This is a genomic window from Paenibacillus sp. FSL K6-3182 (genome assembly GCF_037976325.1).
Taxonomy (GTDB): Bacteria; Bacillota; Bacilli; order Paenibacillales; family Paenibacillaceae; genus Pristimantibacillus.
Genome location: NZ_CP150265.1, coordinates 6,109,952 through 6,124,594, shown reverse-complemented (window position 1 = coordinate 6,124,594; position 14,643 = coordinate 6,109,952). Strand labels below are relative to the sequence as shown.

The 14,643-nt window shown below is 47.6% G+C and carries 10 protein-coding genes; 9 read left to right on the top strand and 1 reads right to left on the bottom strand.

The genetic code is table 11. From position 1 onward, the window contains the following. Positions 1–8: 8 nt before the first annotated feature. From MHH56_RS26920 to MHH56_RS26880, 9 genes are all read left to right on the top strand, one after another. Positions 9–2,162 (top strand): SMP-30/gluconolactonase/LRE family protein, encoded by a 2,154-nt coding sequence (locus tag MHH56_RS26920; RefSeq protein ID WP_339204718.1) that lies wholly within the window; start codon positions 9–11, stop codon positions 2,160–2,162. After that, complete coding sequence (locus MHH56_RS26915; RefSeq protein WP_339204717.1) at positions 2,159–4,429, top strand: DUF5696 domain-containing protein; 2,271 nt, start codon at positions 2,159–2,161, stop codon at positions 4,427–4,429. The genes MHH56_RS26920 and MHH56_RS26915 overlap by 4 nt, the downstream gene beginning before the upstream one ends. Beyond that, on the top strand, positions 4,426–5,292 hold the full coding sequence (locus MHH56_RS26910) for a sugar ABC transporter permease (protein ID WP_076269028.1): 867 nt from the start codon (positions 4,426–4,428) through the stop codon (positions 5,290–5,292). The genes MHH56_RS26915 and MHH56_RS26910 overlap by 4 nt, the downstream gene beginning before the upstream one ends. A gap of 23 nt (positions 5,293–5,315) precedes the next feature. Continuing rightward, complete coding sequence (locus tag MHH56_RS26905) at positions 5,316–6,290, top strand: carbohydrate ABC transporter permease (protein WP_339204716.1); 975 nt, start codon at positions 5,316–5,318, stop codon at positions 6,288–6,290. 199 nt (positions 6,291–6,489) lie between these two features. Then, entirely contained in the window at positions 6,490–7,824 is a 1,335-nt protein-coding gene (locus MHH56_RS26900) for an LLM class flavin-dependent oxidoreductase (protein ID WP_339204714.1), read from the top strand. Then, positions 7,824–9,140 carry an LLM class flavin-dependent oxidoreductase gene (locus tag MHH56_RS26895; protein WP_339204713.1) on the top strand — a complete coding sequence of 439 codons (1,317 nt, stop codon included), beginning with the start codon at positions 7,824–7,826 and terminating at the stop codon, positions 9,138–9,140. Before MHH56_RS26900 ends, MHH56_RS26895 begins: the two co-directional genes overlap by 1 nt. A 28-nt stretch (positions 9,141–9,168) precedes the next feature. After that, positions 9,169–10,539, top strand: coding sequence for an extracellular solute-binding protein (locus MHH56_RS26890; protein WP_076269024.1), 1,371 nt, complete (start codon positions 9,169–9,171; stop codon positions 10,537–10,539). Between the two features lie 25 nt (positions 10,540–10,564). Continuing rightward, the gene (locus tag MHH56_RS26885; RefSeq protein ID WP_076269023.1) at positions 10,565–11,887 is read left to right on the top strand and encodes an LLM class flavin-dependent oxidoreductase; all 1,323 of its coding nucleotides are present in this window, start codon (positions 10,565–10,567) and stop codon (positions 11,885–11,887) included. Between the two features lie 73 nt (positions 11,888–11,960). Then, complete coding sequence (locus MHH56_RS26880; RefSeq protein WP_339204712.1) at positions 11,961–13,346, top strand: extracellular solute-binding protein; 1,386 nt, start codon at positions 11,961–11,963, stop codon at positions 13,344–13,346. Positions 13,347–13,482: 136 nt separating this feature from the next. Here MHH56_RS26880 and MHH56_RS26875 read toward each other — a convergent pair whose 3' ends face one another. Further along, positions 13,483–14,607 (bottom strand): NAD(P)-binding domain-containing protein, encoded by a 1,125-nt coding sequence (locus tag MHH56_RS26875; protein WP_339204711.1) that lies wholly within the window; start codon positions 14,605–14,607, stop codon positions 13,483–13,485. Between the last annotated feature and the right edge of the window lie 36 nt (positions 14,608–14,643).

The window sequence follows — 14,643 nt, the reverse complement described above, 5'->3', positions numbered from 1 at the left end:
GAAATCGTTTGAAGAACAGGAGGCTGCGGATTCGTCCGATCATTATAATCCTGATTACGGCGATTTACATAGCTTGGCCCATCTCACCGGCCACAGCCTCGCAGTTACCGTACGAAACCTACTATAAGGATGGATTCGGACAGCTGGTGAAGACGCAAGCGGCTTACATTCCTGCTGGCATTATTGGTACGGATGTTGAGATTACGGAAGCAAACCAAGCTGCGGGAGCCGAAGGGAAAACAAAGCTGCAGCTTAATCAGCCCAAGGATCTATTTGTGGATGATAAGGACCATATCTACATCGCAGACACGGGCAATAATCGAATCGTACACTTGGATGAGCACGGCCAATATATTCGTGAAATCAAAGTAACAGAAAGCCCGCTCAAGAAGCCAAGCGGCATTTATGTCGATGAAGCTGGAGAGATTTACGTTGCAGATACGGGCAACAACCGGGTCGTAAGGCTCGATCAAGAAGGCAAGCTGCTAAAAGAATTTGGCCGTCCGGAGTCCAGCTATTTGCCGCCGGCTTTCAAGTATGACCCGGTTAACCTCATTGTAGATAAGCGCGGTTTTATTTATGTAACGACGCTTGGCGCTTTTCAAGGCTTGGTGCAGCTGGATCCAGAGGGCAATTTCATTAGTTTTTTTGGGCCGAATCGCGTAAGCTTCTCTTTGTTTGACGCATTTAAGCGATTTGTATATACGCGGGAAATGTATCAAAGGGAGCTGAAGAAGCTGCCTGGAGCTATCGCCAACTCAACGATAGACAAAAACGGATTTATTTATACGGTGACGAAGGAAATTAGCGCGGATCAGGTGAAGAAGCTTAACATCGCGGGTCTCGACCAGCTGGTAGGCAAAGGTGAATTCGCTGCCCTGCAGCCGGTGCGTTCTTACGGAGAGGTATTTCACAGAACTAGGCAAAGTGTAAGTCCTCAGCTCAATGATATTACGGTGGATGCTGCCGGCAACTTTACTGTGATCGACTCTGTAAGCAATATGATTAGCCAATATGATTCGAATGGCAATCTGTTGTTTTTCTGGGGCGGGGATGTCATTACCGCTACGTCCAAGACAGGAATCGTCAAAGCGCCAGCAGCTATTGCGAGCAATTCCAAGGGTGAGCTGCTCGTGCTGGACAGCGTCAATAATTTCATTCAAGTGCTGCGGCTGTCTGAGTTCGGCCATCTCGTCCACGAAGCGAATCAATTAACGCAGGAAGGCAGATACGAGCAAAGCGAGCCGCTCTGGAGCGAGGTTCATCGTTTAAATGCGCAATATATACCGGCACTGATCGGTTTGGCGAAGGCCGCTTACAAAAAAGAAGAGTACGCAAGGTCGGAGCAGCTGTTTTATCAGGCAGGCGTAGTAGGCGGTTATTCAGAATCCTTTTGGCAAAATCGGTTGACGTGGTTCCAGAAGCACTTTGGCGTCCTCATGAATGTGGCGCTCGTGCTTGGCGTTGTGTATCTTCTATGGAATGCTTTATCCAAAAAGCTTCGCTTAAAAGGCAAATCGTCAGCTAAACGCAGTGCTAGGCATCCGATACTTGAACAGCTGCAGCATATGTTCTATTTAATAAAGCATCCTGTAGACGGCTTCTATGCTATTCGGTACGAAAACAAAGCAGGATGGTTAAGCAGCATACTGATACTTGTATTTGCATTAGCATCGTACGGATATATACAGGCGGGCACAAGCTTTGTCTTTAACCCTGCTGTGCATGTCGGTGTTGATCTGTTTCCCATTACAATTCAATTTATTGGAATATGGCTGGGTTTTGTCGTCTCCAACTATTTAATCAGCTCGCTTCTTAGAGGTGAGGGACGGTTCCGAGACGTATTTTATGGCAGCTGCTACGCGTTATTTCCGATTATTCTCATCGGTATACCTGTAACTCTGCTATCCAATGTGCTGACCTTAAACGAGCTGGCGATCTTTAAATTTTTGAAGCTGTTTATCGTTTTATGGGTAGTCTTCCTGTTCATATGGATGGTGCAGGGCATACACAACTATACCTTTATTGAAGCTATTTTTATTATCCTCTTGTCGCTGCTTGCGCTTGCGATAATTGTCATTCTTATTTTCATTTTAATTAGCCTAAGCATAGAATTGGTCAACTTTATTAATTCTTTATATCAGGAGGTGATCATCCGATGACTGTACGCAAAATAAACATAAAGCTCGTTATGAAGCTGCTGCTCTTTGCTGTTTTGCTGACCGGTATAGGATGGTTTGCTCTTGTGGCGGTCGGGTTATGGGGTAAACCCGCTGCCGTGGCCGTAGTTGCTGCAAATCCATTTGATACGAAAGGCACCGTTCCCTATAAGGCGGGATTGCCAGTTGAAGCAAATTTCGAGCAAATCGCAGAATCAGACCAATTACTGTTGCTTGTAGATAAGGCATCAGCTCACTTCCAAGTCATCAATAAAGCAACAGGGAAGATATGGCGTTCTTATCCAGAGCCGAAGTATTGGGAGGAAGAAACGGTACCGAATACGTGGAAAAATAATTTAACTTCTCCCGTCATTATTGAATACGTAAATGCTAAAAACTACAAATCCTCCTCTGTAACTGCCGGATTAATCGAGAACCAAGGTTACTTGGAAAACCTTCAGGTTAAGGAAAATGGATTCACAGTGACCTTCGCGCTGCCGAAGGTGCAGTTGAAAATTCCGATTGAGGTGCGTCTGCACAAGGACTATGTAGAGGCGAGAATTTTGGATGAGGGAATCGTCGAAGGCGCTTTAAGCTTATTGAATATTAAGCTATACCCTTTGTTTGGGGCACAGCCGTCTGCTGGCCAGGAGGGTTACCTTTTGCTGCCGGACGGCTCCGGCTCGTTGATCCATTTTGAGGCAGATCGCTTGATGCAGCAGTTGACCTACAATGAGAGTGTTTATGGGCAGGATCTATCCTATTACAACGAAAATACAGGCAGACAGGGGATTACGATGCCTGTATTCGGCTTAAAGTCAGGGGATCAGGCGTTTGTTGCGATCATCTCCGAAGGGGAGTCGTTCGCGAATGTTTATGCAGCGCCGTCAGGTGCTGTGGGCCGCTCGAACTGGGTGACGACCGAATGGCAGTATCGGAAGAAGTTTTTCCAAAGTGTAAGCAAGAGCACGGGTGAAGGCTTCTATACATACAGCGGCGATAAGTTTATAACGAATGCTCGCGCAACGCGTTATTATCCATTGCTCCCTAATAAAAGTGATTATGCTGGCATGGCAGAGGTTTATCGCAATTATTTGATTCAAGAGCAGGGTGTAAAACCGCTGGAAACAAATAAAAAGGACATTCCACTGTTTGTGGATATCGTAGGCGCAGACATTGAGAAGGGGCTTTTTGCAGATTCATATTTAAAAGCGACCACGACAGAAGAGGCGACCGAGCTTGTTCGTTCGATATATGACAGCGGCATTCAGCATCTTCAAATTCAATTCTCAGGGTGGCAGCAGGACGGTTACAGCACGCATGGCGGCTACTTTCCTGTAGATAAGCGCTTAGGTGGAAACAAAGGGATGAAAAGCTTTATCTCCTTCGCTCATACCTTGGATATTCCTGTTTATTTGACGGCGAATTATACGCTCAATACGAATGGCGATGATCGGTTCTGGTGGAGACGCGACGGCTTGCGCAATTTGGCAGGAACGGTGCTGGAGGAAAGGGGAAATGAGGACCAGGACGCAGCGAAGTTTGTAAGCCCGAGGTTTTATGAGAAGGTGGTCTCGGCCGATTTGAACAGCTATAAGAGCTTGGGAGCAGACGGCATCTATTTCGAGGATGGCATCGGCAAGCAGGTCAATACGGATTTCAACAGCCGATACTCGGCGAGCAGGGCAGAGGTTGTCGATGTACAGCGCAGCATTTTGAACAAAAGCAAGGAAGTTCTCGGTTCGCTTGCGGCGAATAATGTGAATTTCTATGCGCTAGCCCAAATCGACCATGTCCATCGCCTAACCGCTGATTATTCGTATGATGTCTTCATCAGTGAAGCGATTCCTTTTGCCCAAATCGTTCTTCACGGCTTGCGCACGTATTCGCTGGAATGGTCTAATTTGCGCGATGAGTTCGATGATGAGCTGCTCCGCAGCATTGAATATGGGGCTTACCCTGCGTATGTGCTTAGCGGCGACAAGGCAGCTGATTTGAAAAATTCCTATTCCTACTGGTATTACAGCTTGAACTATAAGGATTGGATCGATCATTTACGAGCTGAATATGCCAAAACAAATGAGGCGCTTGCAGCTGTGCAGGAGCAGTTTATTACGGGACATCGTACGCTTGCTCCAAATGTGAAGGAAACAGAGTATGGCAGCGATTATCGTATCATCGTCAATTATAATCAGACCGATTACAGCAAGGATGGCATTATCGTTCCAGCAAAAGACTTTGTCGTCATAAAAGGAGGAACGAAGCCATGAGATGGAGTCGCAAGCTGGAAAATACGACAGTTAGGAAGCTCGAAGGCTCCCTTTTTATCGCGCCTTGGGTGTTTGGCTTCCTCGTTTTTGTGGCGTTCCCGCTCGGCTATTCGCTGTACATGAGCTTTCATCAGGTGAAAATTACGGTGAGCAGCGTCAACTATACGTTTATTGGACTTAGCCATTACCGGGAAATATTGATCGCGAACGGAAGCTTGCTCTATGAGGAGCTGTTCCCGTTTCTAAGGGAGTCAGCCATGATGATTCCGATCATTCTTGTCTTTTCCCTGTTTGTCGCCATCTTGCTTAATTTGCGTTTTCCAGGCAGAACGCTGTTTCGGGTTATTTTCTTTTTGCCTGTTATTTTCTCCTCCGGCCAGATCGTGCAGGAGTTTATTGCGCAGGGAGAAGGCTCCCTCAGCATTATGGAGACGCTGCGTATCGACTATTATTTGCGTGAATATGTTCCGGGATCATGGGCGGCTCCGATTCAAAAGGTCATGAGCTCATTTGTGCTCGTCCTTTGGTATTCAGGCGTGCAAATCCTTATTTTCCTTGCTGGACGCCAGACGCTGCCGGCATCTGTGTACGAGGCTTCCCGTATTGATGGCTCGGGACCTTGGAATACGTTTTGGAAAATAACGCTGCCCGGACTTGTGCCTTATATCTTCTTGAACTTAATGTACACGGTAGTCGATTTATTCACCTTCCCATCCAATCCGATTGTCAGCCGAGTGAATACGAGCAATTATGGCAGCTCCAGCGCTTTGGCATGGATCTATTTTTTGATCATCCTAACCTTCGTACTCTTGACCTTATTGCTATACAGCCGAGTGGATAAGTCGCTTTCAGGAAAACGATAAGTGGGAAAGAGAGGTGAGCGTTCATGAAAATTGTGAAAAAAGGAAATGAGATTGCGGCTAATCTATATAGCGATGAAAAGCTGCGAAGAAGCTTGATTGGTCTCAGGTATCGGCTTCTTGGAGCAGAAATAGATAAGGGCATTCTCTTCAAGCTGTTTGTTTATATTATTCTGATCAATGTCGCCTTCATCTATATGAAGCCCATTCTATACATGGTGACGACGATGGTGAAGGATGCGAGAAACATTCTTGACCCAACCGTTATTTGGGTGCCGCGGTCCATATTTTTGGGGCATCTGCAGCAGGCGAGTGAAATGCTGAATTACACGAAGAGTTTCCTCATCAGCGTCTCGCTGGCCTCTTCCGTAGCGGTGCTGCAGGTATTCTCCTGTGCAATTGCCGGTTATGCGTTCGCAAGGCTGGAGTTCCCCTTCAAAAAAGTATGGGGAGCTTTGCTGTTGTTTACGTTTATTATGCCGCCGCAAATTACGATTCTGCCATCGATCATGCTCTTTAAAGAATTCGGCTGGCTGAACACGTTTTTGCCGATGGTTGTCCCCGCTTTATTTGGCCATGGCTTGAAAGGAGCGATGTTCGTAATCATCTATCGATCCTTCTATTCCACGCTGCCCAAAGAGTTGGACGAGGCTGCGCGTATGGACGGAGCAGGCCCTTTCCGCCTGTTCTTTCGCGTCATGTTTCCGCTGTCGAGGTCGGCTACCGTTGTGGTCGTACTATTTTCCTTCGTCTGGAACTGGAATGATTTTTACTTTCCGTCACTCTTTATGTTTACTGCGGAGAACGTACCTCTCTCCATTACGCTGGCAAGAATGGCTGGCGAGATGAAGCTGGCTGAAGGGGCAGGGGAGATTACGGTTTATGCCGAAGCGATCAAGATGGCGGCCTCTTTCCTAATTATTATGCCCCTTCTTGTTGTGTATTTGTTCGCTCAGCGGTGGTTCATTGAAGGGGTAGAACGGACAGGATTGGTAGAATAATAAATCAAAAAAAACGTTGACATTACGAAGTTGAGATGATAAATTCTTAGCACTTACTACAATCCTTATAAAACCAATTGATTTAATTGGAAATAATCGACCGGATAGCCGGAGATTGCCTTAGGGCAGCTCTGGCTATTTTTTTTGGGGAATTGAGCAACGGTATGTAATTCGAAAATGACTTAAGGGGAGTCGTGCGATGAGTGGATCGGAGAGAAAACTAAATCTTAATGCGTTTCTGGCCGCATCAGGCCATCATGAAGCATCGTGGCGGCATGCGGATACGCAGCCGGAGCGAGGCGTTGATATTAAGCACTACTTGAAATTGACTCAAATTGCCGAACGCGGCTTGCTCGATTCTGTATTTCTGGCGGATGGCTACTGGGCGGGATCGGGATCGCTTGAACCGTTCACCATGCTGTCAGCATTAGCAGCAGCAACCAAGCATATCGGCTTAATTGCAACGGTCGAAACGACCTATAATCAACCGTTTCATATCGCAAGGAAGTTTGCATCCTTAGACCATATTAGCAAGGGTCGTGCAGGCTGGAATATCGTGACGGGAGCGGGACCTGCTGCAGAACAGTTCAGCAGGGAACAGCATCCGGAGCATCATGATCGTTATGAATCAGCGGAGGAATTTGTAGAGATCGTCAAGCAGCTATGGGACAGCTGGGAGGATGATGCGCTGCCAAATGACAAGATAAGCGGCATCCTGATCGATGAAGCCAAGGTTCATACGATTGATTATGCTGGGAAGTATTTCAAAGTAAAGGGACCGCTAAATATCGCGCGGCCGCCGCAAGGTTATCCTGTACTCGTTCAAGCGGGCTCATCTGAGACGGGCAAGGAATTTGCCGCTAAGCTGGCGGAGGTCATTTTTACTGCTCAACTAACCTTCGAGGAGGCAGCAGCTTTTTATAAAGACGTGAAGTTACGTTTGGCGAAGTATGGCAGGACGACGGATCAGCTGAAAATATTGCCTGGACTTAGTCCGATATTGGCGGATACAGAAGCAGAGGCGCAGGATCTGGAAAATGAGCTGTTTGAGCTTATCGATCATGAAGGAGCGATTAAGCGGTTATCGGGTCGCTTAGGCGTTGATTTGTCTAATCATTCACTTGATGACCTTGTCAATCTGGATGGTGCACAAACGACAGATCAGGTAAGCGGCATGAAGAGTCGCCACCAGCTTATTTTGGATTTAGTAGAACGCGAACAGCCGACACTTCGACAATTGATCAATCGCTTAGCAGGGGCAAGAGGGCATTTTACTTTTACGGGTACACCGCTGCAGCTGGCCGATGTCATTGAAAAGTGGTTCAAGAATGGGGCGGCCGACGGCTTTAATGTGATGCCGCAGGTGTATCCGAGCGGGCTGGAGCGCTTTGTCGATAAAGTTGTCCCTGAGCTGCAAAATCGCGGATTGTTCCGTACCTCCTATGAAGAGCAAACGCTGCGCGGAAATCTAGGTTTAGCGAGACCTGCAAATAGCTGGCAGGCCAAAAAAACGGAAGAAGAGGTGCATTCCTAATGAGTGAAGCGAGTCGAAAGGTTCATTTGAACGTTTTTTTGAGAGCGACAGGCCATCATGCGGGAGCTTGGCGGCATCCAGATGCGCGTCCGGATTTGGAGCTGGACATTGATTACTTAGGGCAGCTTGCTCGAATCGCTGAGCGTGGCAAGCTGGATTCCGTATTTTTAGCAGATGGATATGCAGGCGGCGGCAGCAAGCTGGAGCCGTTTACGCTGCTCGCAGCACTTGCTTCTGTAACGGAACATATCGGCTTGATTGCGACAGTCGGGACCGTATATAACGATCCGTTCCATGTCGCAAGGCAATTCGCCTCGCTGGATCATATAAGCGGCGGCAGAGCTGGCTGGAATATCGTGACGGGTGCGGGATCAGCTGCCCATAACTTCAGCAGAGACGAACATCCAGAGCATGCGCAGCGCTACGAGACGGGCGAGGAGTTCGTGGAAGTGGTGAAGCAGCTATGGGACAGCTGGGAGGACGACGCCCTTATTTTCGATAAAAAAGCGGGTAAATTGCTGGATGCAAACAAGGTGCACGAGATCAATTTCAAAGGCCATACCTATTCGGTGAAGGGACCGCTCAATATTCCGCGTCCGCCGCAAGGGTATCCGGTGCTCGTGCAAGCAGGCTCCTCCGAGCAAGGCAAGGAGCTGGCAGCAAAAACGGCGGAGGTTATTTTTACGGCGCAGCAAACGTTCGATGCAGGCCGTGCCTTCTACTACGATGTGAAATCACGCTTAGCGAAGTATGGGAGAACCGTTGATGAGCTCGTTATTTTGCCAGGGCTCGCTCCGATTGTGGCTGATACGGAAGCGGAAGCGCGAGAGATCGAGGAGGAGCTGCATGCTTTTGTAGATACAAGGCGTGCGCTTGATAGCTTATCGGAGCGGTTCACGGTGAATTTGAATGATTATCCGCTGGATGCGCCGGTACCGCTTGATAAAGCAAAACCTGCTGAGGAGTTCAACGGCATTCGCAGCAGGCAGGAGGTTATTATCGATGCGGCGCGCAGAGAAAGCTTTACGATTCGCCAGCTTCTTTATCGCAGCAATGGAGGACATGGACATATCACGTTTACTGGGTCTGTGCTTCAAACCGCAGATTTTATTGAAAAATGGTTTAAAAACCATGCGGCTGATGGCTTCAATGTGCTGCCGCAGCTTTTCCCAACGGGACTTGAGACCTTTGTAGACAAGGTCATTCCAGAGCTGCAAAACCGTGGACTTTTCCGTACCGAATATGAAGGCCAAACGCTTCGTGACAGCTTAGGGCTACAGCGTCCCGCCAATACGCGCCATCTTCAGCAAATATAAATAAATAATAGAAATGAGAGGGTATAGGATGAAGAAACTAGGGGTTATTATTGTCATATTTGTACTTGCTGCATCGATCTCTGCATGCGGGGGAGACAATAACGCACCTGCAAAGCAGAATGATGCATCGGGCAAGAAGGATGCAACGAACAGTGCGACCGAAACGGCTGATTTCAAGAAGCTTGGGGATGAGCCGCTGAAATTATCGTTTTATTCCACTGGCGCTACCTTTACGGACGTGGAATTCGAAGCGATGATTGCAGGTCCCATTCATGCGAAGTATCCGAACGTAACCATTGAACGAATTACGCCGGCCGCGACGACTACTCCGGAGGAAGTGCTGTCCACACATGTGCCGGACATTATATTTGGCAGTGTGCAGCAGCGAGTTATTCGGACGGGTGTATATCAGGATTTAAGAGAATTAATCAAAAAACATCATTTTGACGAGAGCCGTCTTAAACCGATTGGCTACGACTATATCAAGGACATAACGAAGGGCAAAGGAGATGCAGTTCTCGCGCTTCCTTTCAATATCAATCAGCATGTTTTGTATTATAACAAAGATATTTTTGATAAATTCGGCGTTCCTTATCCAACCGAGAAGCAGTTGACATGGGACGAAGCGGTCGAGCTTGGCACGAAGCTGACCAGAACAGAAAACGGCATTCAATATATCGGGCTTGTTGTAGACAATTTAACTGGTTTGGGTAAATCGCTGGGCATTCCTTACTTGAACCGCGAGACGGGGCAGGCTGCGCTCGATACGCCGGAATGGCTTCGTGTATTCGAGCTGCAGAAGAAGATTTTTGAAATACCGGGTTATGTAGCTCAAGACGGCACATGGAACTGGACTCGTGACCATTTCATGAAGGATCAAAACATAGCCATTCGGGTATCTTGGCTTGCCAATATGGTTGGTCCGCTTGAGGAGCTGCGCCAACAAGGTGTGGAGTTCAACTGGGATATCGCGCCAGCGCCAAACTTCAGCGATCAGCTTGGCAATACAAGAGAAGCGCAAATCCACTCTATTGCGATCAACAGCCAAAGCCCGCATCAAGATGAGGCGTTTCAAGTGATCGCGGAAATTTTATCAGATGAGGGGCAGCGGATTATTGCTAAGAACGGACGTGTTCCAGCTATTATCAATCCGGAACTGGAGAAGGACTACGGCTTAGAAATACCGGTTCTACAAGGCAAAACCGTTCAGAATGTTTTTATTGGGAAGCCCATTCAAGAGCATTTCATTCATCCTTATGAGTCGAGCATTACGATACGGCTTACCGAAGCAGCAGAGGATCTTGCTATCCATGGTCTAGATGTTAACTCGGCTATACGCAAAGCTACGGACGCGATTAATAAAGATGTAGAGACTTTAAAAACGACGATCGGTCAATAAGCAGACGATGGAGAGGGGATTAAATATGGGAGAATCGGAGCGCAAATTAAACCTCAACGCCTTTTTGTTCGGGACCGGCCATCATGAAGCTTCATGGCGGCTGCCGGAGGCGGAGCCGAGCCGCAACCTTGATTTCGAGCATGTGCTGCAAATTGTTCAGACGGCTGAAAGAGGACTAATGGATTCCGTATTTCTGGCTGATGGATATATCGGACGCTCCAATAAGCTCGAGCCATTCACGGAGCTGGCTGCGCTGGCAAGCAGGACGAAGCATATCGGTTTAATTGCTACGGTTGGCACTACGTATAATGAACCTTTTCATGTGGCGCGAAAGTTTGCCTCCCTAGACCACATAAGCAAAGGGAGAGCGGGCTGGAATATCGTTACGGGGGCTGGATCAGCCGCACATAATTTCGGGAGGGAGGATCATCCCGATCATGCGCTGCGTTACGAGGAAGCAGATGAATTCGTAGAAATCGCCAAGCAGCTGTGGGACAGCTGGGAGGATGAGGCGGTCATTAATGATAAAACGTTAGGAACTCGCGTCCATAAGGACAAAGTCCATACGATTGATTTTAAAGGAAAATACTATTCGGTGAAGGGACCTCTAAATATCGCAAGGCCGCCGCAGGGTTATCCTGTGCTGGTGCAGGCGGGTTCCTCGGAGAGCGGCAAGGAATTTGCGGCAAAGGTAGCGGAAGTTATTTTTACCGCGCATCAAAGCATTGAAAGTGCTCAGCAGTTTTATAAGGATGTAAAATCAAGACTGCCGAAGTATGGAAGAGAGGCCGACCAGCTGAAGATTTTGCCGGGTATTAGCCCGATATTGGCAGACACGGTGGAGGAAGCGAGAGAAATCGAGAGCGAATTATTCAATTATGTAAATAAAGATGGTGCAATTAAACAGCTATCGGAGCGATTAGGCATTGATTTATCCGAGTATCCGCTTGATGAGCCGCTTTCATTGGAGGGTGTGCGTGAAACGGATGAGGTTAATGGCAACAAAAGCAGGCATCAGCTCATACTGGATCTCGTCCGCCATGAGCAGTTAACGCTGAAGCAATTGATTAATCGCCTAGCAGGAGCCAGAGGGCATTTTACGTTTACAGGTACACCTCTTCAGCTTGCAGATGTGATTGAAAATTGGTTTGTTAACGGGGCTGCTGATGGGTTCAATGTTATGCCACAGATTTTTCCGAGCGGCCTTACGCAATTTGTAGATAAGGTGATTCCAGAGCTGCAAAATCGCGGATTGTTTCGGACGGAATATTCGGGAACGAGCTTGCGAGAGCAACTTGGATTGAAGCGGCCGGCGAATATTCGTTATGAGAGCAAAGCTGTACTTTAAAAGACTAGGTGAGAGCTTGTTGGCTATTAAACGACACAGCTGTACCTCATGATAGAGGAGAGAGAGTATAATCATGAAAAAACTTACAATAGGCGTAGTTATTTTAATGTTGTTAGCTTTATTGGGGGCTTGTGCCAGTAAGGATAATACACCGGCCAATAAGGCTGGGAGCAATGCAAATAAGCAGCAAGAAACGAACGCAGCCGTAGCGGAAGAAGCGGACTTCAAAAAGCTTGGCGACGAGCCGCTCACGTTAACCCTTTTCAGCACGAGCGGTACTTTTCCAGACGTGGAATTTAATACGCTTATCGCGGACCCGATTAAGAAAAAATATCCAAATGTAACAATCGAAAGAATAACGCCTGCGGCAACAACTACAAATGAAGAAGTGCTTTCCACACATGTTCCAGACATTATTTATTCCTCCTCTTCGTCCCATCAGCGCATTATTCGAACGGGCGCCTATGAGGATTTGAGAGAGCTGATTAAACGCCATCATTTTGATGAGAGCCGGATCAAACCGATTTTGTATGACTACATCAAAGATATAACGAAAGACAAGGGAGGCGAAATCTATGCGATTCCGTTTAACTCCAATCAGCATATCCTCTACTATAATAAAGATATTTTTGATAAGTTTGGTGTTCCGTATCCTACAGAAAAACAGCTGACCTGGGATGAGGTGCTGGATATTGCTGCAAAGCTGACTCGTACGGAGAATGGCGTGCAGTATATCGGTCTATCGGTTGATAACCTAACGGGGCTAGCCAAAGGGCTGGGACTGCCGTATGTCGATCATGATACCGGAAATGCTGCACTCGATACGCCCGACTGGCTGCGCGTGTTTGAGCTTAACAAGCGCATCTTTGAAATTCCTGGTTACGTAACGCCAGACCATACATGGAACTGGGGACGCGATCAATTTATGAAGGATCAAATTATCGGCATGCGGGTGACTTGGCTGGCAAATATGATCGGTCCGCTGGAGGAGCTGCGTCAGCAGGGTGTTGAGTTTAATTGGGATTTCGCTCCGGCACCAAACTTTAGCGACCAGCTGGGCAAAACAAGGGAAGCACAAATTCATTCGCTTTCGGTGAACAGCCAGAGCAAGCATAAGGATGAAGCTTTCCAAGTCATTGCTGAAATTTTATCGGATGAGGGCCAGCGGATATTATCTAGAAATGGCCGGGTTCCGGCTGTTATTAATCCAGAGCTGGAGAAGGAATATGGGCTGGACATTCCAGTGCTGCAGGGTAAAACGGTGCAAAATGTGTTTATTGGCGAGCCGCTGCAGGAGCATTACGTTCATCCCTACGAACTGGAAATAACGACAAGATTGACAGAGGCGGCAGAGGATTTAGCCATCAACGGGTTGGATGTGAACTCTGCAATTCGCAAAGCAACGGAGGCCATCAATAAAGATGTTGAAACGCTCCGAACGACAATAGGAGAAAAGTAGATTAGAGAGCCAGAGCAAAGGTGCAGCGTAAAATGCGGCCCCTTTGTTTTGTGCTGTTCATTTAAGCGGATTGGAATGGGTTAAGGAAGGAAAGCGAAGGAGCAAGTGAATGTTGCATTCATTTGCTCCGGCTTTATTACGTATGCTGCTGGATATGAGGAATAATGGATCGGCATGCTTGGCGCAAGCCTGCAACGAAGCCGAAAGCGGGACCATGAGTAAAGGTCGCTAGTGGGCCGGCAAAGTAAAGTCCAGGTATGCTGCTTTCAAATTGAGCGTTTAGCAGAGGGAATTTTGCATTAGAATTAGGCTCTCGCTCGATATGCTGCAATACATGGGGCGGCAGAAAAGGAACTTGGTCAAGATTGATCTGATAGCCGGTAGCGGCAATAACATGATCGACGAGGCGAGTTTCATTGTTTCCAAGCTGAAGCAGCACCTTGCCATCAATCGTAGCTTCTGCATGTGCAATGGCTGCGCCGCAAGTCATCGTCACTTTCCCTTCTACGTAGGGCTTTAAGAAAGGAGCAACACTGCTTTGACGCGGTGTATTTCGCCGCTCCGCCTTGAGCTGGTCGGACTGTAGATAGAACTGTTCAGCGGAGTCAATAAGCTTCTGGCCAGATTCGACATTATCCTCGCTTGCATACTGAACGGCGTCACGCCGGAACAAAAGCTCAACCTCGCTTCCAGCCATATGAAGCAGTGCGGCAGCTTCCCAAGCGCTTTGGCCGCTGCCGATAACAGCTATCTTCTTGTTTGCGTAGGGCTTAAAATCACGATGAGCGAAGGTGTGAGAAATAAGCTGAGGCGGCAATGTGCTTAGTACTGGAGGGATGTAGCTATAATGCTGCAAACCTGTAGCTATGACCACATGTTTGGCTTGATATTGCTTACATTCGTGAGTGATCACGCTGAAGCCTGAGGATGAATAATGAAGCTCTGATACGTGCTCCGAAGTGAAGGAGATATCGGTTTGTTTGGCAAACCATAAGGCATAATCAACAAAATGAGGACGAGGAAAGGGGGGCTGCAGTTCTATGCCGGTTTCGCAGCTAAATCGTTCAATGGTGAATTCATCATTCTTATCGGAGAGACTGATGTAGCGGGGATGGGTGCGAATGAACATATTTTGCGGCATTTGCTCCTTCCAGAAAAACATAGGTTTGCCCAGAAGGACATAGGACATTTTGCTTGCGGCTGCATGAGCGGCAAGTGAAATTCCGTAGGGGCCGGCGCCAATAATGATGAGATCAACCACAGATATCACCTCCATTTGAGTTGTTTTGATTTTATG